This is a genomic window from Pectinatus frisingensis, assembly GCF_015732285.1.
GTDB classification, from domain to species: Bacteria; Bacillota; Negativicutes; order Selenomonadales; family Selenomonadaceae; genus Pectinatus; species Pectinatus frisingensis.
On sequence record NZ_WIQU01000065.1, the window covers coordinates 231,903 to 257,524 of the forward strand.

Annotated in this window: 24 protein-coding genes; 4 read left to right on the top strand and 20 right to left on the bottom strand. The window is 39.3% G+C overall.

Annotation, left to right across the window (positions count from 1 at the left end):
* Positions 1–16: 16 nt before the first annotated feature.
* From I6751_RS12805 to I6751_RS12835, 7 genes are all read right to left on the bottom strand, one after another.
* Entirely contained in the window at positions 17–751 is a 735-nt protein-coding gene (locus I6751_RS12805) for a hypothetical protein (protein WP_182187168.1), read from the bottom strand.
* A 461-nt stretch (positions 752–1,212) separates the two neighbouring features.
* The gene (locus tag I6751_RS12810; RefSeq protein WP_196590814.1) at positions 1,213–1,881 is read right to left on the bottom strand and encodes a dTMP kinase; all 669 of its coding nucleotides are present in this window, start codon (positions 1,879–1,881) and stop codon (positions 1,213–1,215) included.
* A complete protein-coding gene (locus I6751_RS12815; RefSeq protein ID WP_196590813.1) occupies positions 1,878–3,329 on the bottom strand; it encodes an aminotransferase class I/II-fold pyridoxal phosphate-dependent enzyme in 1,452 nt (483 codons plus the stop codon). The genes I6751_RS12810 and I6751_RS12815 overlap by 4 nt, the downstream gene beginning before the upstream one ends.
* 272 nt (positions 3,330–3,601) lie before the next feature.
* Positions 3,602–4,777 (bottom strand): type III PLP-dependent enzyme, encoded by a 1,176-nt coding sequence (locus I6751_RS12820; RefSeq protein ID WP_182187163.1) that lies wholly within the window; start codon positions 4,775–4,777, stop codon positions 3,602–3,604.
* A gap of 281 nt (positions 4,778–5,058) precedes the next feature.
* Positions 5,059–5,883 (bottom strand): MetQ/NlpA family ABC transporter substrate-binding protein, encoded by an 825-nt coding sequence (locus I6751_RS12825; RefSeq protein ID WP_196590811.1) that lies wholly within the window; start codon positions 5,881–5,883, stop codon positions 5,059–5,061.
* Positions 5,884–5,963: 80 nt separating this feature from the next.
* Positions 5,964–6,617 (bottom strand): methionine ABC transporter permease, encoded by a 654-nt coding sequence (locus I6751_RS12830; RefSeq protein WP_182187159.1) that lies wholly within the window; start codon positions 6,615–6,617, stop codon positions 5,964–5,966.
* The gene (locus I6751_RS12835; RefSeq protein ID WP_196590810.1) at positions 6,586–7,647 is read right to left on the bottom strand and encodes a methionine ABC transporter ATP-binding protein; all 1,062 of its coding nucleotides are present in this window, start codon (positions 7,645–7,647) and stop codon (positions 6,586–6,588) included. Before I6751_RS12835 ends, I6751_RS12830 begins: the two co-directional genes overlap by 32 nt.
* 230 nt (positions 7,648–7,877) lie before the next feature.
* On the opposite strand from I6751_RS12835, the gene I6751_RS12840 reads away from it, so the two are divergent.
* Positions 7,878–8,276 carry a nitrous oxide-stimulated promoter family protein gene (locus I6751_RS12840; RefSeq protein ID WP_182187156.1) on the top strand — a complete coding sequence of 133 codons (399 nt, stop codon included), beginning with the start codon at positions 7,878–7,880 and terminating at the stop codon, positions 8,274–8,276.
* A gap of 126 nt (positions 8,277–8,402) precedes the next feature.
* On the opposite strand, the gene I6751_RS12845 is transcribed toward I6751_RS12840, so the two are convergent.
* Positions 8,403–9,200 carry an amino acid ABC transporter substrate-binding protein gene (locus tag I6751_RS12845; protein WP_196590809.1) on the bottom strand — a complete coding sequence of 266 codons (798 nt, stop codon included), beginning with the start codon at positions 9,198–9,200 and terminating at the stop codon, positions 8,403–8,405.
* 118 nt (positions 9,201–9,318) lie between these two features.
* Between I6751_RS12845 and I6751_RS12850 the strand changes: the two genes are divergently transcribed.
* The 3 genes from I6751_RS12850 to I6751_RS12860 are packed head-to-tail and all read left to right on the top strand — an operon-like array spanning position 9,319 to position 11,299.
* Positions 9,319–9,831: a hypothetical protein gene (locus tag I6751_RS12850; RefSeq protein WP_196590808.1), complete on the top strand. Its 513-nt coding sequence runs from the start codon at positions 9,319–9,321 to the stop codon at positions 9,829–9,831.
* A gap of 51 nt (positions 9,832–9,882) precedes the next feature.
* The gene (locus I6751_RS12855) at positions 9,883–10,527 is read left to right on the top strand and encodes an amino acid ABC transporter permease (RefSeq protein WP_196590807.1); all 645 of its coding nucleotides are present in this window, start codon (positions 9,883–9,885) and stop codon (positions 10,525–10,527) included.
* Positions 10,528–10,531: 4 nt separating this feature from the next.
* Entirely contained in the window at positions 10,532–11,299 is a 768-nt protein-coding gene (locus I6751_RS12860; RefSeq protein WP_330998213.1) for an amino acid ABC transporter ATP-binding protein, read from the top strand.
* A gap of 135 nt (positions 11,300–11,434) precedes the next feature.
* Here the strand turns inward: I6751_RS12860 and I6751_RS12865 are convergent, their stop codons facing one another.
* From I6751_RS12865 to I6751_RS12920, 12 genes are all read right to left on the bottom strand, one after another.
* On the bottom strand, positions 11,435–11,671 hold the full coding sequence (locus tag I6751_RS12865; protein WP_196599111.1) for a helix-turn-helix domain-containing protein: 237 nt from the start codon (positions 11,669–11,671) through the stop codon (positions 11,435–11,437).
* A 272-nt stretch (positions 11,672–11,943) separates the two neighbouring features.
* Positions 11,944–13,650, bottom strand: coding sequence for a phage terminase large subunit (gene terL, locus I6751_RS12870; RefSeq protein WP_196599122.1), 1,707 nt, complete (start codon positions 13,648–13,650; stop codon positions 11,944–11,946).
* Positions 13,647–13,886: a hypothetical protein gene (locus I6751_RS12875; RefSeq protein ID WP_196599112.1), complete on the bottom strand. Its 240-nt coding sequence runs from the start codon at positions 13,884–13,886 to the stop codon at positions 13,647–13,649. The genes terL and I6751_RS12875 overlap by 4 nt, the downstream gene beginning before the upstream one ends.
* Before the next feature lie 30 nt (positions 13,887–13,916).
* Positions 13,917–14,561, bottom strand: a complete 645-nt coding sequence (locus I6751_RS12880; protein ID WP_196599113.1) for a hypothetical protein — start codon at positions 14,559–14,561, stop codon at positions 13,917–13,919.
* 119 nt (positions 14,562–14,680) lie between these two features.
* Entirely contained in the window at positions 14,681–15,244 is a 564-nt protein-coding gene (locus I6751_RS12885; RefSeq protein ID WP_196599114.1) for a GH25 family lysozyme, read from the bottom strand.
* Positions 15,241–15,690 carry a phage holin family protein gene (locus I6751_RS12890; RefSeq protein ID WP_196599115.1) on the bottom strand — a complete coding sequence of 150 codons (450 nt, stop codon included), beginning with the start codon at positions 15,688–15,690 and terminating at the stop codon, positions 15,241–15,243. Before I6751_RS12890 ends, I6751_RS12885 begins: the two co-directional genes overlap by 4 nt.
* Positions 15,674–15,955, bottom strand: a complete 282-nt coding sequence (locus tag I6751_RS12895) for a hypothetical protein (RefSeq protein WP_196599116.1) — start codon at positions 15,953–15,955, stop codon at positions 15,674–15,676. The genes I6751_RS12890 and I6751_RS12895 overlap by 17 nt, the downstream gene beginning before the upstream one ends.
* Before the next feature lie 38 nt (positions 15,956–15,993).
* Positions 15,994–17,424: a phage tail fiber domain-containing protein gene (locus tag I6751_RS12900; protein ID WP_196599117.1), complete on the bottom strand. Its 1,431-nt coding sequence runs from the start codon at positions 17,422–17,424 to the stop codon at positions 15,994–15,996.
* A gap of 42 nt (positions 17,425–17,466) precedes the next feature.
* The gene (locus tag I6751_RS12905) at positions 17,467–22,170 is read right to left on the bottom strand and encodes a hypothetical protein (protein ID WP_196599118.1); all 4,704 of its coding nucleotides are present in this window, start codon (positions 22,168–22,170) and stop codon (positions 17,467–17,469) included.
* A 192-nt stretch (positions 22,171–22,362) separates the two neighbouring features.
* Positions 22,363–24,624 (bottom strand): hypothetical protein, encoded by a 2,262-nt coding sequence (locus I6751_RS12910; RefSeq protein ID WP_196599119.1) that lies wholly within the window; start codon positions 24,622–24,624, stop codon positions 22,363–22,365.
* Positions 24,625–24,646: 22 nt separating this feature from the next.
* Entirely contained in the window at positions 24,647–25,387 is a 741-nt protein-coding gene (locus I6751_RS12915; protein ID WP_196599120.1) for a virion core protein, T7 gp14 family, read from the bottom strand.
* Positions 25,388–25,393: 6 nt separating this feature from the next.
* Positions 25,394–25,622: phage nozzle protein (locus I6751_RS12920; protein ID WP_196599121.1), on the bottom strand; the 229-nt coding region annotated here is incomplete at its 5' end.

Sequence of the window (25,622 nt, forward strand, 5' to 3'; positions counted from 1 at the left end):
GAAATAATAGTTCTATTCATGTATATAATATTTTTTGCCAGTCATTTTTATTGCGCACAGCAACAATAAAAATAGTGTCTTTGTGCCAATTAAAATCTAAAAATAAGATATCACCCTGTAAAATATTATGATTATTGAAAGAGTGTATTACAGCTTCCCTTGATAATTGGCAGGTAGCTTCTTTGAAAAAATGCCGTGTATCGACGGATAATCCCTGATATCTTTTCCAAAAAGGAGAGGATACACCGCTGATTATGACAGCAATAAAGGCCGGATCAAGACTGACAACAGTTACCCATTCAGGACCGCGCAGATTTTGCTCGCGGTAATATTTTGATATATCGGCAGCTATGGCATCGTCAGTATTGCCACGCCTGCTGGAGATGTATTTAAAGATGTTTTCTTTGTATACGGTTAAACCTATACTGTAAGATAAAGTGGGTTTATTATAAGGTTGAAAGAGATGGTAAAAATGTACTTTGGATTCATAGGCTTTTTCTTTTTGGGGAACAATACATTTTTCCATAAAATCCAGAAATAATGGATGATAGTAGTTAAGCTGGCTGTAATTTTTTTCCTGTTTCAGTAAAATTTGTTCCCATTTTGTTAAATAATTGACATAGACGACAAGTTCCACCTGTCGATTTACCATCAAATATTTTATCTGGGCCAGTTTGGGAAATTTGTAAGCTTCACAGACATCATCCAGTAATTTGAGTTGATGTTTTGTAATTGATTGAATAGATTGCAAGTAATGATTTTTTTTTTACCACAATATTGCTCCTTTATTGTTTTTATAGCCATAATTTCGCATAATGTGATTTGGGCACAAAATTATAGCTGGTTGCTGCGCAAAGCGATTAATTCATTTTAATTTATTTCTCCATTATTTAAACTTATTATGTGTTTAATAAAAAAAACACCTATATCACAAAGATACAGGTGTCCACATAGCCCAAGCAACAATCAGCCCACTACTTGACTTTACCCTAATATAATACAAATATTTATTATTGAATGATTAATATAGAATATATATTTACGTAATCTGCCCTCCAACAAATTATGTTTGCCAAAAACAGACCATCGCTTTAGTAGAAAACAACTGATACATATTTAAATTATAATATAAAAAGATATAATTTTCAACACAAAAGGAGCGCATATTAATCTTGCTGCCTTTTGACAGAGAAATAAAGTTGGCGATACAATTCAGTAAATGAATTTTTTAGTCAATTGATATACATCTTGATGGATAGAGTCTACCGTGCGCAGAGTATTATTTTCAGTACAAGTTACTGTCTGCCAATGATATTTTTTTGCCATTTGCTTATAGACATTATAGCAGTGATAAAGATACCGGCTGTCGCGTTCATGGATATCACGCTTATTTACTGCAGGTGTACGCTGGCTGAGTAACTGGTTACTCAACTGTGGCGGCATATCAAGAAAGATCACCAGATCTGGTTCAGGCAGCCCCATTTTAATAAACTCCAAATCACACAGCCAATCGAGAAAGTCTTGGCGTTTGTCGGGATCAGATATTTTTACAGCTTGGTGGACCATATTGGAAGTGGTGTAACGATCAACCAGAATAGCAGCTCCGTTTTCATATAATTTTTTCCAATACATGCGATAAGAAGCATAACGGTCGACAGCAAAAAATGTCGATGCTGCATAAGCATTGACATCATCTGCGGATTGGCCGAAGTCACCCCGAAGATACATTTTTACCAGTGAGGAAGATTCACTATTATAATCAGGATAAGCAAATTTATAGACATTTTTGCTTTCATTTGAGAGGCGTTCATATAAAAGGGTCGTTTGTGTGGCTTTACCGGAGCCGTCGCCCGCTTCTATTGTTATCAGTTTTCCCTTCATTTTATCACCCTTATCGTATTTAAGTGTGCATCCGCCGGTCCGACAATTTTTGCGCCGGCAGTTTGTTGAGCTTTTACATATTTGATTAAATCATTGGAGATGACCTCACCTGGATAAATCAAAGGTATACCCGGTGGATAAAAAGTTATCGTTTCGGCGCAGATACGTTTTTGGCTATTGATGAAAGCAATGGTTTCATATTCGGCGAAGGCGGCGGTACGGGGGGAGAGTCTGGCCGGTGGTGTAGCTGGTGGTGTGTTTATTGTTGTGCTTTTTTCCGAGTGTTTGGCAAAGTTTTTTGCCAAGTTTTGCAGTGAGAAAAGAAGTTTTGTCGTTTCTTTTGCATGATCAGCCAAGGAGATAATGAATAAGACATTGTACATGTCGGCAAGTTCGCATTGTATTTTATAGGTAAAACGTAAAATACGCTCAGCCTCATAACCGGAAATGCCAAGATTTTTCACGTTTACGGTAATCTTTGTGTAATCGAGGGCAAAACAGCCGGGTGTTCCTGTTAAATCGATTCCAAAACAATATAATCCGGCAATTTTATTTATTTCCTGTCGCAGGGACTGGGAGAGTTCGATAGCAGCGTCAAGGAGAGCCGGACCATTTTGTGCCATTTGTTTTCTGGCTGCATCCAATGAAGCCAGAAGAATATAGTTTGGACTGGTAGATTGTATCAGGGCATTGGCCAGTTTGACGCGTTCTGGTTTTATCCGAGTATAGCGTACATGCAGTAAAGAGGTCTGGGTAAGTGAGGTCAGGATTTTATGAGTGCTCTGGGCCGAAATATCGGCACCGGCATCGAGTGACTGTATAGGGAGCTGTCTGGAGAACTTCAGATGAGGGCCGTGAGCTTCATCGACCAATAACAACATTTTGTGTGAATGGACAAGTTTCGCAATGGATTTGATGTCACAGGCAATTCCATAATAAGTGGGATAAACTAATAATACAGCCTTGGCGTCAGGATGCTTCAAAATAGCATTCTCTATGGCATTTGTTTCAACCGACATAGCGATGCCAAGTTCATTGTTGATGACAGGATCAACAAAAATTGGCTGGGTACCGGATAATATGATCGCACTCATGATACTTTTATGTACATTGCGCGGCAAAATTATTTTGTCCCCTGGACAAAGTGCCGCCAGCAGCATGATATGAATAGCCCCGGTAGTGCCGTTTATCATGAAAAGCGTATCATCGGCACCATAAAGTTCGGCTGCGAGCTGCTGAGCTTTTTTGATACAAGTGGTTGGTTCGAATAAATCGTCAAGTTCGGACATGAGGGATACATCCATTTTCAAACCCAATGGAGTTATCATTTCTTTCATTATTGGGGGAATACCTCGGCCTTGTTTGTGGCCTGGGGTGTGGAAGGCAATAGCTTTATCAGATATGTATCTGGTTAAAGCTTCGAAAAGCGGGGCTGTATTTTGATTCATGATTTTATATGATTGCTCCTTATTGACGGAAAATGCCGTCATAAAATCAAAAAATAATTTTAGACGGCATAATTGAAATGCTATTTTTTCCGGCGGCGGGATAAAAATATTCTACCGACTGTAAATAGCATCGCAGCCAATACTGCAGCGAATACCAGAATGCTGATAAAACCAGTTTCGGTTTTGTCAAACATGGTGAAATAAAGGAATGCTAATATGACGGTCAAGATGAATATATTTATTATACTTGCGATATTACCACCTCCACTGATTTAAATGACTGCTTCGCAGGTATCGGAACGCTTAGCCTCGGCTGCTATGGCATCACGTTCCTTTTCCCAATGTAACAATGGAGCTTTAGCAAATCCGTTAAAAGTTGTTGCTGAAGCGGAAGTGTAAGCACCACAGTCAGTTGCGACAATGATATCATCTATTTGCAGATCAGGACTCGGATAATTTTTGGCAACGACATCTAAAGAATCGCAGCTGGGACCAAAAAAAGTCGATGGGATCAATTTGCCAGATTTAAAACTGTTGAGTTCGTATTCCCAATGATCGAAGAACACACCGGAAAAAGTTCCATATACACCATCATCAAGATAGTAACAAACAATACCAGCACGTGTTTGTTTGCCGATAACACGCGTGACAGCGTTCATTACCGTTCCACAGATATAACGGCCGGGTTCAGCCCAGATTTCAATGTCGGGAGGAAATTGTGTTAAGCCTTTATTTATGTCTTTGACCATGCTTTCTAAATTTACACAGGTATCGGGTGCGGGAACGGGTAGTCCGCCGCCAATGTCAAGGGTACTGAGTGACAGACCGATTCCCTTTGCACGATCCATAATTGTGTGGCAAATTGAAAAAGCTTCATGATAAGGTTCTGTTGATAATGTTTGACTGCCGACATGAACAGCTAATCCGATCGGATCGAGTCCCTGCTGTTGAGCTGTTTTTAATAATTGTACAGCGTCTTGCGGTTCGGCGCCAAACTTTTCGTTCAAATTAACGAGTGCTTTGGCATTTTTTATGCGAAGACGCAGCAACACTTTTGCTCCGGGAACATATGCAGCCATTTTATAAATTTCTTCTTTTGTATCAAATGTAAATTTATTTACTCCGGCAGCGGCAGCTGCCTTAAGACCTGAAGTCGTTTTTATGGGATTGGCGTAAATCATATTTTCACCTGTGATGCCCATGGCTGTGAGTGTTTGTATCTCTCCATCAGAAGCTACATCAAAACTGGCTCCTAATTGCGTCATTTTGTTGATAATGATTGGTGAAGGGTTGGCCTTCATAGCATAAAATACACGGACACGCGGCATGTTATCTTTTAGAAAACGATAATTTTTTTCTACTTGCTCAGTAGAAATGACCGCGAATGGTGTAGGGTATTTATTGGCTAATACCAGTGCCTGCTTTTTTGTTAATTTGAAACTTTTCATAACACTCCCCTTATTCTTTACGCACAATGGATGTACTTATTATTATTGAATTGGATATTTTTTTAAGACTGTAATTAATATATAACGATAACGGCAAAAAATCAATTTAAATTTGTATTAATTTGACTGTTCGGCAATATTATTTTTAACTTGGGCAGATGATGGTGAATTTAAATGAATAGTGCAGATATAACAAGGGAAAGTCAACTAGTAAAAAACACTCTGCTATTGTTTGCAGAGTGTTTTTACTGTAATTTTATGATAAAAGTTATAAAGTAATATTAAAAGGCTGGAACTATGGCACCCTTGTATTTTTCTTCAATGAATTTCTTGATCTTTTCTGACTGGAGAGCTGCAACCAGTTTCTTGATTTCCGGTCGGTTTTCATCACCTTTTCTAACGGCGATTATATTGACATATGGAGAAGATGCATCTTCAATGACCAAAGCATCTTTGGCTGGAACCAAATTTGCCTGTACGGCAAAATTAGTATTGATGACAGCCGCATCAACATCATCAAGTGAACGTGGTAATTGAGCTGCTTCAATTTCCTTGATTTTGAGATTTTTGGGATTGTCAATAATATCCTGTACAGTGGCCTTTACACCGACACCGTCTTTGAGTGTTATGAGTTTTGCCTGCTGCAAAAGTAATAATGCCCGTCCACCATTGCTGGGGTCATTGGGAATAGCAATCTCTGCATTATTTTTTAATTCGTCGAGTTTTTTAACCTTATGAGAATAAAGTCCCATTGGTTCGATGTGGATGCCGCCGGCATTTACAAGATCCATATTGTGTTCAGCATTAAAGGTTTCTAAGTAAGGTATGTGCTGGAAAAAATTTGCATCCAGTTCTTTATCATTAAGCGCCATATTCGGCTGGACATAGTCATTGAATTCCTGGATTTGCAGGTCAATACCTTCTTTAGCCAGATCATCCTTCACTTGTTCCAGAATTTCGGCATGCGGAACCGGGGTAGCACCGATTTTTAAGACTGTCTTAGCACTGGAAGAGGAACCGGCAGCCTGTTCATTATTGCTGCCGCAGCCGGTGAAAGCGAATAACATAATGATAAGTGCCGATGATATTAATAATAATTTCTTCACAAAAAGTCCTCCATTCAATTATAAGTAATTTACTATCCATTGTACACTATAACAAAATAAAGCACAATATAACACAGCAATTATTTTTTATTTAACCTGAATGCAATGTAATTACCAATAAATTGTACTAATTGAACTAATATGATTAAAATTATTACAGTTATGAGCATGATATCAGGACGAAAACGTTGATAACCATAACGTATTGCTAAATCACCGATGCCGCCGCCACCGATGGTACCAGCCATGGCTGATGCACCAATAAGTCCGATAATAACAGTGGTCAGCTGCGATATAATGCTGGATAAAGCTTCCGGCAGCAATACATGGCGGATTATCTGCGCCGGTGTGGCACCAAGAGAAAGTGCGGCTTCAATTAAACCATAGGGGACTTCTTTTATGGAATTTTCTACCTGACGGGCGATAAAAGGAATAGCGGCGATTGTGAGCGGAACCATAGCTGCTGTGGTTCCAATAGATGTTCCTACAACTAAACGGGTGAAGGGAATTATTGCTACCATCAGGATAATAAATGGAATGGATCGAACGGCATTAATGATTCCGGCAAGAATGCGATTGAAAGTTGTACATTGCAGAATTTGTTCCTTGGCTGTGGTAACGAGTAGAATGCCCAGGGGAATACCCAGTGCAGAAGCAATTAACATTGATATAATGACCATATACAATGTCTGTCCTAATGATTTAATCAACAGCATCATTATGTCGCTTGACATAGCCAATCACCTCCGCTTTCAGGTCTTGTTGTTCAAGCCACTTACTGGCAGCTGTAACAGCTGCCTGAGGCCCTTTTATACCTATTATCATACGTCCATAAGGTATCATTTGGATTTGGTCAAGGTCACCGAACAAAATACTTACATCAATGCCGGGATGCTCTTTTATAAGCCGCATTATTACCGGTTCATCTGCATTTTCACCAATAAATGTCAATCGTAATAGCAGGTAGCCGGCTTCAATCGGTGTAGGAGAAATGGGTTGATTCCTAAAAGCACTCGGCAGTTCATCACTCAATAAAACGCTGATAAATTCACGAGTGATAGCTTCCTGCGGTTCAGTGAATACTTTAATGACACTACCGGTTTCGGCAATGACACCGTGGTCGATGACAGCAACTTTATTGCAGATGTCTTTTATGACTTGCATTTCATGTGTTATTATAACAACGGTAAGGTGGAGCTGTTCATTTATTCGACGAATCAGTTTTAAGATAGATTGGGTTGTCTGCGGATCAAGCGCCGAAGTCGCTTCATCACACAGCAAGATGGCAGGATTACTGGCCAGTGCACGTGCAATACCGACGCGCTGCTTTTGCCCGCCGGATAACTGTGAAGGATATTGGCCGGCTTTTGGCTGCAGACCGACTAATTGGAGTAATGAAGTTACTTTTTTTTCTATGATTTTATTATCGGTACCGGATAATTTTAAAGGAAAGGCCACATTTTCATATACTGTAGCCGATGACAGCAGGTTAAACTGCTGAAAAATCATACCGATATTCTTTCTGATTTCGCGTAATTGTCGGTTATTCATTTTGGTCAGATCATGGCCATCAATTTCGACAGTTCCCGATGTGGGGCGTTCAAGCATATTAATGCAGCGAACCAAGGTGGATTTTCCTGCACCTGAAAGTCCTATAATCCCATAAATATCACCGTCTTCAATGGTTAGGCTGACATCTTTGAGCGCCTGTAAAGGTCCCGATGGTGTTTCATATATCTTTTTTATATGGGAAAGTTTTATCATTTATTGCACTTTCCTTTCTTGTTACAATAGTATATGTACTTATACATTGTTAGCATAAAAAATGCTTGCTGTCAATTATGGGCATTTGGCTGACCATATCAATAATTGTTTCTATAATGAAGGGAAATAACCCTCGGAGTGTTTGTTTGGTGAGGATTGACTTTAAAGTTGATACAACGTACAATAAATAAAGTTGGCAGCAATTATTTTGTAATAAGGATGGAATTATAATGGGAATTTTTTCTCGCTTTTTTAATAAGCGCGCTAAACAACAGGTACCGATTAAAAATACTGTACCAGAAGAAAGAAAAACAATAAGAAAAGCATTTGGCGTGTATTGCCATGGACATCACGGAACCAGCGGAAAAGCGTTATGTCCTAAGTGCAATGCGATATTGATGACGGCTATGACAAAAATTCAACGTTGTCCATATGGCATAACGAAACCGCCTTGCCATATATGTGATACACCTTGTTTCGGACGAAAACAAACTGAAGAGTTTCGCAAGATAATGAAAAATTCAAGAAAGGGCATGTTTTTTAGGCATCCCAAATTATTTATTAAGCAAAAGCTTAAGGAATGGGGCTTTTCTTATATGAAGCAGAAGCAGGGACAAAAGGGAAAATAATATTTTGATGTTTGATAAAGCCGCGAGGCCAATACATATTTGTATCGGTCTCGCGGCTTTGTTCATGTAGAGTGTAATGATAAAAGTTGTCAAGTATCAAAACTGGGATAAGTCGAGGATTACTGATTATTTAGTAATGTCTTTTCCAAACCATTTTTCGGATATTTTGGCCATTGTACCATCTTTTTTCATTGCATCAAGTACTTTTTGTACCTCATCACGCAATTTTTGGTTGTCTTTGGCGAATCCGATACCAAAGCTCGTTGTTTCACCGATGACGATATCGCGGGCAGCAAATTTATCGGGGTGTTTATTCATATAATATCTTCCGGTTATTTCATCACCGATGATAGCATCTACGCGTCCATTTTCCAAATCCATAAAAGCGGCTATATAGTCAGGATATGACTTCACTTCTTTAAAAGAGTTTTTGAGGTTTTGATCTTTAGTAATATTTTCCTCTCCGGTGGAACCGCTTTGAGTGCCGACTACTTTGCCCTTTAAATCATCAATGGTTTTTATGTCGGAATCTTTTTTTACAAATACTATTTGGCGATTGTCCATATAAGGATCGCTGAATAACATATTTTCTTTACGTTTTTCCGTGATGTCTAAACCATTCCATAAAACATTAACGCGGCCGCTCTTAAGTTCGGCTTCTTTGCTGGACCAGTCTATGGGTTTAAATTCAACTTCACGATTGAGTCTTTTAGCGGCTTCTTTTGCCAGATCAACGTCAAATCCGGTTATTTCGTTATTTTCATCTCTGAATCCCATCGGCGGGTAATTGTCATCCAGACCCACTATTATTTTTCCGCCGGTGTCGCCGGAACCGGATGATACCGGTTGATTTTTTTGTCCGCATCCGGCAATGAGCAATGCTGATGCAGCAATGAGCAGACAAGACAGGATAATTCTTTTCATTTGCGGCAGCCTCCTGTATGTAATTATAAAATACTTGCTTTATAACGCCTTAAGCGTAATAATATATATTATAATTTATGTTTTACTTTATTGCAATAAAAAACTACAAAGCAAAACGATGAAAGGAAGATGCAATATCAAACTGTTTTTACAGATTAATATAATAGCTTTTTTAATAGCTGCGGCAGTGCCAGTCACAGTCTTTGCCCAGTTCAGCCAAAATTATGACGAACTGCATGACGGATATGCTGTCAGCAGCGCTATTCATCCGGGGACAGATAATGTTATTTTGTATATACAGAAAATTTTTCCGGCTGACGGTACACCGGTATTTTATGCGTTTACTGCTTATGATAATACATGGAGATGTCTTTTTACAGACGGATCAACGGTGACATTCACAGTGGATGGGCAGTCTTTTTATCAGTCGGTACGATTTTTTTCACGGCAAATCAGAAATTTTCCATCAGTACAGACAGCCGCCAGGTATGAATTCATCTTATCAAGTGATTTAGTTAATAAACTTGCAGATGCTCAGACTGTTGTAATAACATCTGACAGCATTAATTACCAATTAAGCACAGAAGAAGTTGATGAGCTGCACCGGGTCATCGCACGGACCCATTATTGAGTGTCTTGTCATGACAATAGTTATAAATTTATATAAGGCGGGAGTAAATTAATGCATAATATTGCCAATACATTCATGTTAATGCTGGAAGGTACACAGACTACCCTGCAGATATTTTCCATTACATTAATATTATCAATACCACTCGGACTGCTTATATCGTTGGCTAGATTGTCTCCGTTACGACTTATCAGCAGGCTGGTGGAAATTTATATATGGATAATGCGCGGTACACCATTGATGCTGCAGCTGCTGTTTGTTTATTTTGCCCTGCCGATGGTGGGAATAAAATTATCGGATTTGACAGCGGCTTTGTTCGCGTTTACGTTAAATTATGCGGCGTACTTTGCAGAAATATTTCGCGCCGGTATACAGTCGATAAATCGTGGTCAGTATGAGGCGGCTAAGACTTTGGGTATGAGTTATCCGCAGACAATGCAGCGAATAATACTGCCTCAGGTTATCCGCCGGGTCCTGCCACCGATAAGTAATGAGACAATAAATTTAGTAAAGGATACGTCACTTATTTATATTTTGGCAATGAATGATTTATTGCGTGTAGCGCGAACCATTGTGCAGCGTGAATTTGATATGACACCATTTGTTATTGCGGCCGTTTTTTATCTGGTAATGACATTCGTTTTAACATGGTTGTTTAAACTCCTTGAAGCACATTATGGAAAATACGAGGTATGATTTTATGGAAAATGATATTATTATACAGATGAAAAACATACGTAAGAGTTTTGCCGGGGTACCAGTGCTTAAGGGTATTGATTTAACTGTTAAAAAAAGTGAAGTGTTGGCAGTTATCGGTCCGTCCGGTTCTGGAAAATCAACTCTTTTGCGCTGTTTAAACAATTTGGAAACTATTGATGACGGTTCTATTCAGGTAAAAGGGGATTATCTGGTGCAAAGCAGACAAGGTAGAGCCGTATACGCCGATAAGGATACTCAAAAAAAAATCTTGGGGTATATGGGGATGGTGTTTCAGCAGTTTAATCTTTTCCCACATATGACGGTGCTTGATAATTTACTGGAAGCCCCGGTTCATGTTAAGAATATGAAAAAGGCCGAGGTATTGCCAGTAGCTGAAGAATTGCTGCGGAAAATAAGCTTGTTTGATAAAAAAGATGCTTATCCCAGCCGTTTGTCGGGCGGCCAGCAGCAGCGTGTAGCTATAGCCAGGGCATTGTGTATGGCACCGGATATTATGTTATTTGATGAACCTACATCGGCACTTGATCCTGAGCTTACGATTGGAGTATTGAATACAATGCGTCAGCTGGCACAGGAACATATGACAATGATTGTTGTGACACATGAGATGGGTTTTGCCCATGATGTGGCCAATAATGTTATTTTTATGGCTGATGGGGGTATTGTTGAACAGGGTGATTCACAACAATTTTTTGGTAATCCTAAAGAAGAAAGAACAAAATTGTTTTTACATAGTATGCTTAAATAAATTGCGCAGCAGGATAGCAATAAAACATGCCGGATGTCAAAAATGACATACGGCATGTTTTATTACAAGGATTTATATTATAGATGTAGTAACTAAAGCACTTTAGCTATTTGTTGGTGCTTATTGGTGCTTATATTATATTATTAAGCACTTATCCTTACTATCCTCTATGAAGTAATAGAGGTCTGCTCTGGCTATCCTAAAATGTCTACCTACCTTAAACACCTTTAGCTTTCCTTCTCTGCAATATTGAGCAATAGTTGATACTGGTATTCCTAACATCTCAGATACCTCTTTAGGACTAAAGGCTATCTTTTTGTTCCACTCTCCTGAAAGAGTATCAAACATACTATCTATATCATGTTTAAACATAATTAATATCATTCCTATCTATTTATATGTCTTTATTATTTTTTTTTAATAATAAATAAAAGGGAATAGCTATAGTAATTATAACCATTCCCTCACTTGAATCTAAAGTTCTATAATGTAGAACCAATCTTCAAGACCCTGATACAATCATCAGCGAACTTGAACAAGCTTCTAGTATCTTATATAACTTTTTCCTTCTCTCTCTCTGTATTGTGTTCCACGTAGCTGTACGGTTATTGTGTTCCACCTAGAATGATTCTCAACTAGTATTATTACCTTAAGCACCTAATATCCTTCAGGCACTTTGAGCTAATCATAATTTCCCTATTCGGAAGCACACCTTCATTAAGCCAATCTTCTAGCTTCTCTGCGGTTACTTCTTCCATAGCTGCATCTGCATTAGCATCCATATTTTCCAACCAATATGCCACAGCCATAGTGACAGCATCCAGCCTGTCATCATGTGCTATGGCATTTTTGTCTCTGCATATGCGTGTCATCTGATAGATGAAAGAATAGTTCTGTCTGTTTTCATAAACCTTATAGTCATTCTCTATGACGCTTCGGTTGACAATAAGTTTATGTCTTATAAGCACTGGTTCCAAAGTGTCAATGATGCGGAGTTCTTTCTGCTTAGTGTTCTTGACTTCCGTAATGTTGCATGGATGAACCTTATGGAACACTGGAGTCATCACTTTAGTGAACATACCGTCACCAAAGTTAGCTTCAACAACAATCTCATTGACTCCCCAAAATTTAGCTTTCTGAGCCATCTGCATCAACGTCAGGTCACTATAACCTTCCATAAAGCCACCTATGTCCATAAGGAAAAGATAGCCGTTGAGATATTTGATGATAGCATAAGACGATTCATCCTTACCTCGACCAGAAGGGTCAATAGCCATAACCGTACCTGTGTACTCCATAGTTTCCTCTGAGCGTGACAAAGGCGCATAATACATGTCACCTTTGAGAGCCACACAAGGAATGTCCTGAAGTCTCTGAAGTGTACCTGATGCCCATGACCATTTCAACGAGGTTTCCTTTAGGTCTAATTCCTCCACTATTAGGTCTGAGACCTTCAGCGGATACTTCTCATAGTCTGACAGGTTCGTATTCAAAAGGAACTGTAGAGCGAACCCTGCCCGACCATAGGATAACTTTCGTTTCGCTATTTCTATGTCATCAAACCTTGAGGGGTCTGTAGGTTTACCTGCCCATGCCATAGGGTCTTTATCGTACCTATTGGCTATGAAAGGTGCTAAAGTGTCACCGTAGCTGTCACGTTCCTGCTTAGTCACAGGATACTGCACCGTCCAAATACGTGACACATAACCACGATTCTGCAAGACATTATATAGGCTTGCTTCATTCTGAGGTGTACCTAAGTAGATAATCTGTCCATTCGGTTTCAGGATAGCATCATACTCTTTAACTGCTTCAGCTAATTTGTCTCGCTGCATTTGTGTACCTGAGTTCTTAGGAACCTCAACGTCATCTGATATTAGAAGGTCAGCACGTGTACCAGTTATCTGACCTGTGATGCCTACAGACTTAACAGACGGAGATATATCAGCAATAGCACCACCAACATCAAATAGGTTCTGAGTGTCTAGCTGGTCTTTAGTTGCCCTCATGTCTGCTAAGAAAGGTATAGTTTGAATAATCCTCTTTATGAACCTAGCGTTAGCATCAGCTCTGTCAGAGGAAGCTGAGATAATCAATACTTTTATTTGACGGTCTTTCCATAGTCTCCATACGGCATAAGCGCACGTTAGGAAGCTCTTAGCCACACCTCGAAAGCCTTGTATTATCACCCTGTCTGAAGGTGGATGTTCCAAGAACTGAGCTATGTCTATCTGTATTGGTGTTGGGTCAGGTAAAGAAATAGACTTCCAAACGATATAGACAAATGCCCAAAAGTGTTCTCTGGCTTTCTCTATGGATTCTTTAGACCACTCTAGTTCACCATTAATTATTGTACGTAGTCCTCACTAACGAGGTCAGGTATCTGTTTAGCATCCCTAACGATTTCTTTGACACCTTCAGTTTCCGTAGTAGTCATGACATCATTGTCTTTAAGAAACTGGCGAACCTTAGCTAAGAAAGCAGGATTATTTTTCATTTCAGGGTCATTAAGACCTTCAAGAATTGTGTCTACTTCACCCTGAGCAATAGCATCTAAAAGCTTCTGCGATATTTTAACTTGTGACATTCTCTATCATCCTTCTTTCTCTTTTTAAACTTAAAAGCCTATATTCCACTTAAGCTCTCCACCAGACACATGACCTTTCACTATATCTTTGTCTAGGTGAATTTCTGCTTCTATAGAATGATTCTTACTGTAATTCCTTTGGATACTTACAGGCACGTAGAAGTCACCGTTGTGTTCCCCTATGCCAGTACCTATTTCCCAATTCCGATAGGTGTTAATCTTGTAGACACCTACAGGATATTCAGTGCTAGTGTCACTAGCTGTGTTGCTGGTCTGAGTTGCTACAACCGTCTTATCGGTTTTCTCATAGACAGCAGCAGGAAGCGTAGGGTCTTTAGCTGTAATCTGAGACACCACTTCTTTTACAGCTTGCTCTGGTGTGCTTGCAGTTACCTTAAAGGAAGCATCAGGCTTGATTGTGCCAGCCTGTATTTTCTCTATGTATGCTGCAAGGGTCTCAGCGTTCTGCTTGTTGACCTTAAGCTCATTCTGCAAAGCATTAACGTTTGTAGCCTGTTCTTCCGTCATAGTAGTTATTGTTTGCTCATTGTCAGTTAATTTTGTCTTAAGATGTTTAATTTCAAAAGACATAATAGCTATGACAATAATGAGCAAAACAAAAAGAGCTAACTTCCAATATTTCAAGAAGTAAGCTCTTAGTTGCTCTATATTCACTTGTGGTCTCCTTTCGTGTTAAACGCACATAATGATACCTTTAAGACATTTTAGTTGCTTTGGTAATAAAGTATACCTAGAGTATTTCATTGTCTTAGAAGTCAAATATGGACGTCAAATTAATTATATAATATGTCTCCATCAAAGTTCTTACCTGCAATAACTAAGCTGTCAGTATTTTGCCACATATAGCCTTTGAAGTTATCCTCATAGTTATACTGAGCGTTCCATACAGGGCAACCTAGACTTTTCCAATCCACTGAGTTTTCAAGCCAGCTCAGGCTTGCATAAATGCCACCTGAGAGTCCTAAGTTATTGAGGAAAGCCTGACATATACCCGTAAGATTATCTCTGCTCATATCGCAATTATGAGCTGCTTTATATCCATCTGCATCCTCTAAGTCATAAAACACAGGCAGTTCCAACAAGACACCTGCATCAGATATAGTCTGCTTACAGTTTGCTGCTTCTTCTATAGCGTCCTCTGGTGTCAGACCGTAGCCATAATGATAAGCACCAACCTTCAGACCCACTTCATGTGCGCCATTGACATACTCTAAGAACCTAGAGTCCTGTCCATGCTTGCCATAAGAATACCTAACCATGACAAACTCAATACCTGCATCTGCTACAGCTTGCCAGTCTATGTCTCCGTTGTTTTCGCTTACATCAATACCTTTCAAGTTTCTTCATCCCCCTTAGAAATATGCTTTTCCTGCACTACCTGCATTAATTTGAAGCGTAAAAAGTCAGGGATAATAAAGCCATATCCCATGCGGTCTATGTTCTCGACAATGCTTAAGACTTCAATAATAGCAAAGCCTGAGATTACCATACCTCTGAACATATGAATAGCTAAGGCACAGTCCAAGACATATGCCAAGATAATACAGAATAGTACACCAATTTTCTTTAAGATACCTCTGGAACCTTTGACGGAACTCAAACTATGTGTCTTGTATCCTGCTGTCACCCCAGTGATAAAATCAAGTATCATCAGGACAGCTAAGGCTTTTATAGGTGTGTCAATGCCACCTATAGCTAGGTCAAAGAGTGCCCAAAGGAACCCAAAGGCAGCACCAATCTTCAGTTCTGTTGTAGTCCATAATTGATTAAGTATTTGTTTCACCACCTGTTACTGTGGTGTCTGCGAGTCCTAAACGTTTTTCTTTAGCTTCAATATACTTTTCAACATTGGTAATATATGTCTCATACTTACTTTGTTCAGTAAAAGGTTGAATCATATTACCATCTTGCACAAATAAGTTCAGAGAAGGATTATAAATAATAGAAGTTGTTTCTTCTGCTTGTACTCCTGCATCTAAACAGAAATTTGCTTGTGTGTCCTCATAAGTATTAATACCATCTGTCAATAAAATAGTTGCATCTTGCAATTGAAAAATTTTTTGAATTATAGTAATTACCTCATTTCTTAAGAGATTTGCATGACGTATGCCAAAGCATAATAAGGTGGTAAGTTATTATGTGCTCCATCGCCACCAGTTGCGCCTATACCTACATTATGACCATGCACGCCCGCAGCATCTACCCAGTTAGTGCCATTCCATCCTGCTGTATCATCTGCCCCCCATCCAGCATAACTGGTACCATTAGAGCCCCTGCGTGCATTGAGCGTTATGCTATGATTATGATTTCCTTGAGAATCAGTCCATGCACTATGCACATGGCTTGGCATTTCGTTAGCAGTTAATTGATGTGTTTTTTCACCGCCCGTGGCACCTGAAGCATACGTATTTCCTGCACCTACAATAAATCTATCTCGTAAATCCATTGTTCCATTAGTACCATCACATATATGCACTGAAAGATTGGAAGTACCAAGTATAGGGTCTATAAGAAAACCATTAGTATCAAAGGAAGCAGCGGTAGACCATATGTCATTTTTGCGTTTCCCTGAAAGGGCATGACGTACTATCCAAGTTACTTCACCATCAGTGATAGTGGTTCCAATAGTTGTTACTGTAGCAAAAGCTGAAGGTTCTGTATCTGCTGAAGTACCTGCATGAGTACATTCCAAAATAGACCAGCTAGGCATCTTAGGACTTCTGGTAATGGCACCAAGTGTATATAATGTTTTAACTAAATGCCAAGCATTAGGATTAGCCATAGCTGCTGCTAGTTCAGCATTAGTTTCAGATGTCTTAGCATTTGTCTCTGACGTTTTGGCATTAGTTTCTGAAGTCTTAGCGTTAGTCTCAGAGGTTTTAGCATTGGTCTCTGAGGTCTTAGCATTAGCTTCTGAAGTAGCTGCTGTCTTTTGACTAGCTAAAGCCGCTGCTGCTGAAGCTGCTGCATTGGTCTCAGATGTCTTAGCGTTAGTTGCTGAATTACCTGAATATTCCTTATCTGCATGGACGTTAGCTTCTATTACTGCTAAAGCATCCTGACGAGCAACACTAACACTATCTAGATAAGCTAAATTAACTGCATCATTCTCATTAGTAGGATTTGCTAAGTTCTTCAGCTTCCTGCTTTGTCCATCCCAGCAGTTATCTGAGTCATCATAAGACATCCCATAGACAACAATACTGTCAGCATTTTCTTCAGCTATATGCAAAAGCTGTACATTGAGCTTATTCATATCATAAGCTCTAAGCACACTTCCGTCTGCCCATTCAACCTCTGAGTCAGTCGGAGTCTGCCTATAGATACATATAGTGACACCTGAAGCTGGTGCTGTAAGGAACGTTACAGTATATTCATTGATGGTATAGTCAATACCATAAGTTAGCTCAGAGCTAATACCTGCTGCGGTTCTTAAGCGAACCTTAATAAACTTTTTCTGTAAATAAGAAAAAGAAAAGGTGAAGGAAGTTTTGCTTCCATCACCTGTATAGAACACTGTAGCTTTTCTTTCTAAAATTTTGTATCACACTCCTTGTCATTACTGTTTAGGTCTTTTGTCAGGATACCCTGATTGGTCTACAACATGATTGATATAAGCATTGAATGGCATAAGGTTAGGAACTGGAAGTGCCTGTAATGCTTTCCTGAAGTCTCTTTTGTTAGCTTCATTGTTTGAAGCGTTGTAAAAGTATCTTAAGGCATCTAAAGGTGCCCCAGCTTCCTTTAAGGCTGGTGCCTGAGACACAAAGTTTCCTATAGCATCCCCAACGTTATCAGGAGTTTCTTTTCCTGTTGTTCCTTTTCTATCAACTGTTGTACGAATAGACCCACCATTGAAATAAGGTAATTGCATAGCTTCCCCTATGTCATTAGGGATACTTAAAGGTGAACCTATGAATGTAGACCTAAAAGCAGCAGCACGCATCAAGTTAGCTTCACTAAACATATTGTCATAATATTTTTGAGCTTCATCATCCATGCCTGAAGCCTTATACATACTGTACATAAGACCTGCTCTAGCTGCATAACTAGCAGTATTTGTTATGATAGACAAAGCTGTAGCCATACCATCATCTAGGTCTTTAGCAGTTAAAGCTCTTAATGTCATAGCATTGCAAGCTCTTAAGTTATAGTCTTTAAACTGCATCATCATTTGGAAGAGAGGATTAGCGTCCTTAAAGATAGCTTTATTACCCAAGCGGGAACCAGACAATATACCTCTTTCAGTCTGTGTCTGCATCATTCCATACCACTTCATAAATGTTTGTGGGTCATCCTGCTGCCATTGATTGTAGTCCAATTTGAAATTGTCTTTGCTATTGTCTCCATATTTCTGTAAGGCAGCTTTAATATCTTCAGCATCCTTAGAGGAAATATGAGAAGCCTTAAGTTTAGCTGCTGAGAAAGGATTTCTGGTCTTACTGAATGTCTTACCAAATGCCCAATCCATAGAGTCAACTATAGACTGAGTTCTCATGCCCCTAAGCATAGCGTCAGTCATCTTAGGTAACATATTAACGGAAGAAGTTAGCTTGCCTAAGTTTGCTGACATATCACCTGCCATAGTTAAAGCCTTATTGACTAAACTATTATTCTGAGTCAAAGCATCCCTAATAACTCTGTCTCCATAATTCATATTGAAAATTTGACTTTCTATAGTAGACCCAAAGATATTCTTTTCTATGTCATCTGCTTCCTCTTGCTTCAGCTTGCCCCATCTGCATTTATCTACAAATTTACCTAAAGGTTCAAAGACATGAGCTAATTGAGCTGCACCACCATAAGCCATAGTACCACCTAGTTCACCCAACTGAGCAAATCCCATGTTAGCACCATTCTTAGCATATGAGATATTACGGAAGATACGGCATAGTGCACCAAATTTACCCATGACATCAGCATTAGGTTTCATACCACGCAGTTCATATATGCCATTTTCTACAGCTTTATAATTTGAGTCTGCTGTTCTTCTATTAATAGAGCCATTGTCTGAAGCCATCTTCAGTTCCTTTTTGGCTTGCTCTAAGAAGTCTCTAAGACCCTTTTCAGTTCCAAAGACATTCTTTATAGAAGCTTCCCCAGCGAACCTAGAGATATTCTTTTGGACTATAGAATCCATATTGTAATCCCTTAAGTTGTTATCAAAAGAAAATTCAAACGGATTATCTTTGCTACCCATCTGCATGACACCAGTAGTATCAAGCGGTATACGTTCTTTCAGGAATGACAAAGCACCTAACTGATTTATATTCTGCTTAATAGTTGAATCCATGTTTCCTTTAAGCATATAGTTAGCAGCGGTCTGAGCGTGTTCATCCAGCCATGCCTTAACTTCCTCGTCAGTCACTTTGGTGTCTATAAGTTCCTGTGGTTCCCTTTTGCTACCTTCAGGTATCTTATCGTTAGCTTCTTGTATCTTAGCGTTCTCTTGTTCTTTAACACGTTGAAGCTTATCTTTGATAACATCAGTTTTAGCAAAAGTCTTATAGTAATCCGTTAAGGCATTTAAGCCTTCCTCATAGGTATTGAAGTGACCTAAGAACTGCATCCGCAAATCATTATCTGTTTGTCTCCACAATTCATGGTCTAACGGTTCCCAATCTTTGTCTATAAGATTATCTGCATTAGAACCTACATCTGTAGCTGAACGCTTCCCTAATTCAATCTGAAGGTCACGTAAAGACTTCATATGGTTTACAGCTTCCATAACTTCCTTATCAAACTCTGTAGGTATATTGGCTTTATTGCCAGCATACTTAGCGTTATAAGCAAGTGTAGCTAATTTATCAAAAGCCATCTGTGCAGCTTGCCCCATACTTTTGTGGTTAAGACACCAATTCTGTCTTGCATTGACATACTTGATATATGGAGTGTACATTAAGTGTGATAAGCGTTCCTTATTTGTTTCTGCTGATATTGTCTTACAGAAGCCTAAACCTCTGCCCCTTGCATCATCCCAAAGAGAAGGTGCAATAGCTCTAATAACATTAGCAGCCGAATTAATAGCTGTACCAGAAGCACCCATGTCCATAGCTTTACCTAAGAACTTAGGGAACCATTTAGGTAATCCCCCTTGTGTCACTTTAGTTACAGGCTTTTCTAAATTATAGAAAGCATCAAACATATTAGCGTTCAATAAGTTATCTTTAGAATACTTAATGCCAGCAAAAGCTGTGCTTCCATCAGGATTATAATGTATCCCTGAAGAAGCTTCTCTGGCAGCATCAGCCTGTAAAGACAACATATCCTTTATTTTGTCTGGTGTAACCTTAGCACTAATACCTTCACTTTTAAAACCTTTGTTCACCAGAGAGCTGACTTTATTAGTGAAGCCTTTAGGTAACATATCATTTTCTACAGCATACGCTAAGGTTTCTTCAGGGTCATAGCTGCCTGACTTTCTCCGAGCTTGATTCCATACAGTACCATCTTTATTAGACTTAACTCCTATGTCATCCATGAGCTTAGTATAAGCTTCATCCCCTATGACCTTCTGCAATCCTGCGTGAACTCCAAATTCATGAGCTAACACATTGTCAACTTCAGTTGACTTAATGTTATCCTTAATGAGCATAGTGTAATCTTCATTTGGCACATAGAACGCTTTAGTTGCTTTAGGCAACTCTATGCCAGCAGCCTGAGACACAAGTTTCCTAGCATCCTCATAGGAAGCTGCAATGACACGATTGTTAGCTTCTAGCTTCTTGTAATATGGTGAGTCTACAGTTTTACCAAAGTCAGCATCATGAATCTTTTGAGCTGCACCTATGGTTTCACTAGAGACCTTAGAGGTGTCTAGGTCTACCGCTGACATCATACCTTTTGTCTCAGTTGTATCAGCAACTTTAGCAACATCCTCAGCATACTTGCTGCCACCTTTGAGGGCACCAAAAAGACCACCTACAGACCCTAAGACAGCACCACCTAAGAAAGCCTGAGCTGCACTCCATCCATATTCAGGATGTTCACCGCCAAATTTCTCTTTTAAGCCATTATCTACTGTTGTGGCTATAGCAGCATCTATTCCTGTTCTTGCAGCCACAGAAGCAATTCTGGCAGCCTTAGAGGTATCGTAGAGTGCTTCTCCTATCCTGCCTATCATTGTTAGACCTTTATATGCTTCCCCTACAGGAAGTAAGTTAATTGGGTCAGCTAAATACCCCGCAGCACCAGCAGCACTCACAGCGAATCTTGTAAGTGTATTTTGGTTTCCTGCTCTCCATGAAGCAACCTCAGCTTGCCTTCTTTTGTCTACCAGCTTTTGATTAACAAGCCAGCGAACTTCTTCAGAGTCTCTACCATTGAGGAGACAGAACTTTTGAGTGTCTGAATCTCCTGCAAGAGCTTCTTTGACATACTTAACGTCATCTGCTGTAATGTTTGATACAGCACCAAAGTGATTAGTAGAATGGAATAAGTTACCCCAAAGAGATTGAGCTGCATCTGCAAAGCCTGTGGTTGTTGCACTATCCATGAAGTTTGAAGCAAGTGCTGACCAGAATGAGGGAGAAGATTTATAGTCATCAGTATGATAATCTATGGTCTGAACATCATGCTGTCCAGAGTACATATGGTTTGTAGCATCATCACCAAATGCTGCCATCATTGAATTAAATAAGTTTCCTGTGAAGCCTGATTGCTGGTCTCTGCTATCTGAACCTGAGAAGTCTATATCCCAATGATTCTGTTCCCAATTACAAGACCAGCCATTATCATTACAATATTGTTTGAAAGCGTCACCAGCTTCAGAATCTGGCATGAGACCTTCACCAGAGACATCAAGTTTCCAGCCATCCTCATGTCCATGACCATTAGCACTTTGAGCATGATAGCCTTTCTCTGCTGCCCCTGTGACTTCCAAAGGTGTACCAAAGTTATTCATCATCCATTGACCTAACATATTAGTACCATAGACACTTTCAGGTCTTAAATCATCCATGTCAGTTACACTTTGGTCTGTAGTATTAGGATGAACATTATCATAATTTATAGTTGTATTTGAACTGTCATCACCATTGACAGCATTACTTATATTACTGGCATACTGAGATTGTGAAGGATATTCACCTTCATCATTAGTAGGTAAAGTACCATTAGCATAATGTTCATCTGCTGCTGTTTCACCTGCATAATGAGCATCAGCCATATAGTCTATATTGCCATTATATTTTTGGTATAAGTGGTCTGCATACTGCATAAAGACAGAATCCTGTACTTCAGGTGGTACTTCATTTGGTGCCATATCTTCATAATCGGTAAAGCCATAATTATGAGCAAAATACTTCCAAGTAGAAGGTAGGAATTGATATGCACCACCAGCACCACTTTCAGGATTATAAGCGGAATAGTCACCACCTGAAGATTCTTGTCCTTGTATAGCGTGTTGGAAACGTTCTAATGTTTCTTGTTCGTCTATTTATAATTCCTCCTTCTTTTAAAGAAATGAATGTAAACCTGTACTAGCAGTATACTGATTATCCTCATCAGAACTATCTTGCCTTTGATTGTTAATATCATCTGCTGTTGTTTGATAATCTTCAGCATCTTGTGGATTAGCTTCAGCCCACGCAGTAGCTCTGTCATACCATTCCTTAGCTGCTTGACGAATATATGCTAGTGACTTATAGCTGCTATTGCCAGAATAAGGGTCATCAAAGTAAAACGTCTGAGAATCCCTATCGTACCTTATGTTGACATTAGAAGCATTACCATCAGGATTAGTAGAAGCCATAGCGTCATCCAGAGCATCCTGAAAGTATCCTTCATCATCTGGTGTACCTATGTCATTCAGGACACCTTTAGGAAAGGCACCATTGTGATAAGTATAGTAACTATTCTGAACAATAGTTCCTGCTGAGTTCAAAGCCTGATAAGGACTTTGCCCCTGACAACAAAGAACTGTAGCTAAATCTGCTACCTCATTCTGCATATCAGGATTAGCATAGACATTAATTGAAGCTGTACTTCCACCACCTAAACGTGGAACTCCATCAGCCGTATAGTTACTAGAAGTTATAAGGTCATTTACTTGTGCCCTATAGCCAGCCCTAGCATCTGCATCAGTTGAGTTATATGTTGCAAACTGTTGTAAGCCAGCGTCAAAGTCTCCACCATTCATGTCAGTTAAGGTCTTTAGCATCCTTGCTCTATTAGCTACCTCTGAACCAAATAAGTGTTCGCAGCTATTAGGATTGTTGGCATAAAACTGTAATGTACTTTTCATAGTGTCTGAGCATACAGGAGAGCCATCAGACGTAGGAACAATACTGTCCATACTGTCTACTATGTTCTGTGTAATAGTTTGTCTCAAAGCACTGGCTTGTGGTAAACGCATAAGACGTTCTATGTAGTTCATCTTTTCGTCTCCATTGTCACCTTGTATATAATAGTTCAATGTTTCCATCATCTTAGGATACATTTCTTCTGGTTTAAAGCTAAAGGAACTTATAGGCATCCCATTATACGTATCTGAGCCATTCATATAAGCCAAAAGCATCCCATTGAAGGTATTAGACTTCTGAGCATTGACACTAGCTGTTTTATAAGCTCTAAGACCTGCTTTGAACTTTTGGGCAGCTATAGCCTTTTCTTCTTTAATCTTATTGTCTATACCATTCTGAATTTGCCTGTTATCCATTTCAGCAGCTTCAGCATTATCAGGGTCATTCTCCCTTGCGTTAGACACAAGATTAAACCCTGCCTGTCTATCTTTCTTATTAATACATTGTTGTATAAAGTCAGAACGCTGCTTAGTCACAAACTGTTTATTGTATTGAGCTGCATATGTCTTGTAAGTCTGCATATCTAAAAGGTCTGAAGCTTTCTGCTGAGACCCATCAATGTTAGTTGTGACATCAATATTGTTCATCATCTGTTCCAAGCGTGTAGCATCTATGTGCCCTGATTGCACTAATTGTGTACTAAAGTCATCTAAAAGCTTTTCACGATATGAAGCAGGTAAACCCATGAGCTTAAGGTTATTAAAGACAGTCTGCACACCTGAAGTCATAGCACCATTGGTCTTTAAGAGTGTTGGAGAGTTCTCTATTAGCTTCCCTAGTTGGCTTTGGGCACTTGCCATAGTAGTGACAATATCATTCTGATTTTTAGTCTTAGTCCATGTTGTAGCCAAGTTATTCAGGTTAATAAGATTATTCTCATTGTAGCCTGAGTCAAAAGCAGTTTGATTTAAAGGTGCCTTGTCACCACTACAGTTCTGCTCTTTCCAGTCCTGAGAGAACTTAGAGAATCTTTGAGCTTCCTCATCCATACTCCGAGCTGGTGTATTAGCATACTGTGAGTCATACTCATTTTTCATCATAGTGGACAAAAAGCCACCTCTAAGCTTATCTGCATAAGCCTTAAAGTAAGGATTAGAAGCTGAATCAGCATAGCCATAGAGTTGAGCAGCATCTATAGTATTGAGTCTTTTGATGTCATCTTCAGATTCACTATTAATCATTCGTTCTGCTGCATCATGCCCTGTGGCACTGAGATACTTTTCATGAGACACAGCATATCCCTGAAATGCTTCATTGAGTTTAGATAAATTGGTTGAAAGGTCATCCCAACTGTTAGTTGCATCAGCAGCTACAGACGAAGCATTGACACTCTGATAATGCCCCTGATAGGATTCCTCTGGTCTAGGTGTAAATTGCCTAGCAGTACCAACGGCATTAGAAATATCTGTTGGCATTTAATACCACCTTTCTTATTATTTAAAAGTAACCTGAGAATCCATAAGACTTATTACCAAAGATACTATTATTGCTAAAAGTATAACTATTAGTAAACTGGTATGGATTCACGAAGCTTAACTTAAATTTATTTGAGTAGTCTAAAGTACCACCAAATAAGTCATCATAGTCAACGCTAGACATAGCATAGGAAGAAGCACCTGAAGTAGTTCTATTTCCTAAGGTTCCGCCACCTGTAAGACCTGCGGAACTCTTTATGGCACCTATGGATTCTAAAGATTGTTTAGCACCCAAATAATTAGCACCTATGTTCATAAGCGTAGAGAATATAGAAGGTTTCTCAACGTTCTTTATGCTGCTGACCTGCTGCTTAGAGTTGAGCAAGACAGCTTCTTTATTGAGGTCAATCTCATTAGATTGCTTCTGATAGTTGGTTTTAATAGAGTCTGTTGCCCTGTTTGTGTCTGCCTGAGTTGCCCTTGTTATAAGATTAGCTGTTCTACCCCCACCCACGATACCTTCATTGACAGCAGCTCTAACGGATGACTCCTGTCTGTTGCCTTGTAACTTTGTCTGTGTCAAGGCATCTATAGTGGACTCAAAGGCATCTTGACGTTCCTGCTCTAGATTCTGAAATGAATAATTACGAGACAACATAATGTTATGATATGTCTTTTGATTAGCTGCACTCTGAGCTTCTAGAGCCTTATTGTTTGATAAGGTCTGACTGAGAGCTGAAGCTATTGCCAACGTTGTTCCCATTAATTATCACACTCCTCTCGTCTTTTGAATAAAGACACCTCTCCATATAAGACCAACTAAAGCCAATGGCAAAGGTGCATCAGACAATATTGAAATAGTACATTGTGTATTTAAAGCATGAACAGGAACCTTAAAGGTGCTTGTTTCATATGGTATGTTACCTAAGATGACACTTTTAGTACCTATGGTCTTAGCTGTCATTATCTTAGAATATGAAATAGTCAAGAAAAGCGCA

What these genes read in the sequence shown, in the direction of transcription:
- I6751_RS12905 (WP_196599118.1), bottom strand. Translation starts at nt 22,170, where the DNA reads ATGGCACCAAATGAAGTACCACCTGAAGTACAGGATTCTGTCTTTATG.
- I6751_RS12865 (WP_196599111.1), bottom strand. Translation starts at nt 11,671, where the DNA reads ATGTTTAAACATGATATAGATAGTATGTTTGATACTCTTTCAGGAGAG.
- I6751_RS12860 (WP_330998213.1), top strand. Translation starts at nt 10,532, where the DNA reads ATGGAAAATGATATTATTATACAGATGAAAAACATACGTAAGAGTTTT.
- I6751_RS12830 (WP_182187159.1), bottom strand. Translation starts at nt 6,617, where the DNA reads ATGTCAAGCGACATAATGATGCTGTTGATTAAATCATTAGGACAGACA.
- I6751_RS12850 (WP_196590808.1), top strand. Translation starts at nt 9,319, where the DNA reads ATGAAAGGAAGATGCAATATCAAACTGTTTTTACAGATTAATATAATA.
- I6751_RS12845 (WP_196590809.1), bottom strand. Translation starts at nt 9,200, where the DNA reads ATGAAAAGAATTATCCTGTCTTGTCTGCTCATTGCTGCATCAGCATTG.
- I6751_RS12875 (WP_196599112.1), bottom strand. Translation starts at nt 13,886, where the DNA reads ATGTCACAAGTTAAAATATCGCAGAAGCTTTTAGATGCTATTGCTCAG.
- I6751_RS12910 (WP_196599119.1), bottom strand. Translation starts at nt 24,624, where the DNA reads ATGCCAACAGATATTTCTAATGCCGTTGGTACTGCTAGGCAATTTACA.
- I6751_RS12810 (WP_196590814.1), bottom strand. Translation starts at nt 1,881, where the DNA reads ATGAAGGGAAAACTGATAACAATAGAAGCGGGCGACGGCTCCGGTAAA.
- I6751_RS12855 (WP_196590807.1), top strand. Translation starts at nt 9,883, where the DNA reads ATGCATAATATTGCCAATACATTCATGTTAATGCTGGAAGGTACACAG.
- I6751_RS12820 (WP_182187163.1), bottom strand. Translation starts at nt 4,777, where the DNA reads ATGAAAAGTTTCAAATTAACAAAAAAGCAGGCACTGGTATTAGCCAAT.
- I6751_RS12835 (WP_196590810.1), bottom strand. Translation starts at nt 7,647, where the DNA reads ATGATAAAACTTTCCCATATAAAAAAGATATATGAAACACCATCGGGA.
- I6751_RS12915 (WP_196599120.1), bottom strand. Translation starts at nt 25,387, where the DNA reads ATGGGAACAACGTTGGCAATAGCTTCAGCTCTCAGTCAGACCTTATCA.
- I6751_RS12815 (WP_196590813.1), bottom strand. Translation starts at nt 3,329, where the DNA reads ATGAATCAAAATACAGCCCCGCTTTTCGAAGCTTTAACCAGATACATA.
- I6751_RS12840 (WP_182187156.1), top strand. Translation starts at nt 7,878, where the DNA reads ATGGGAATTTTTTCTCGCTTTTTTAATAAGCGCGCTAAACAACAGGTA.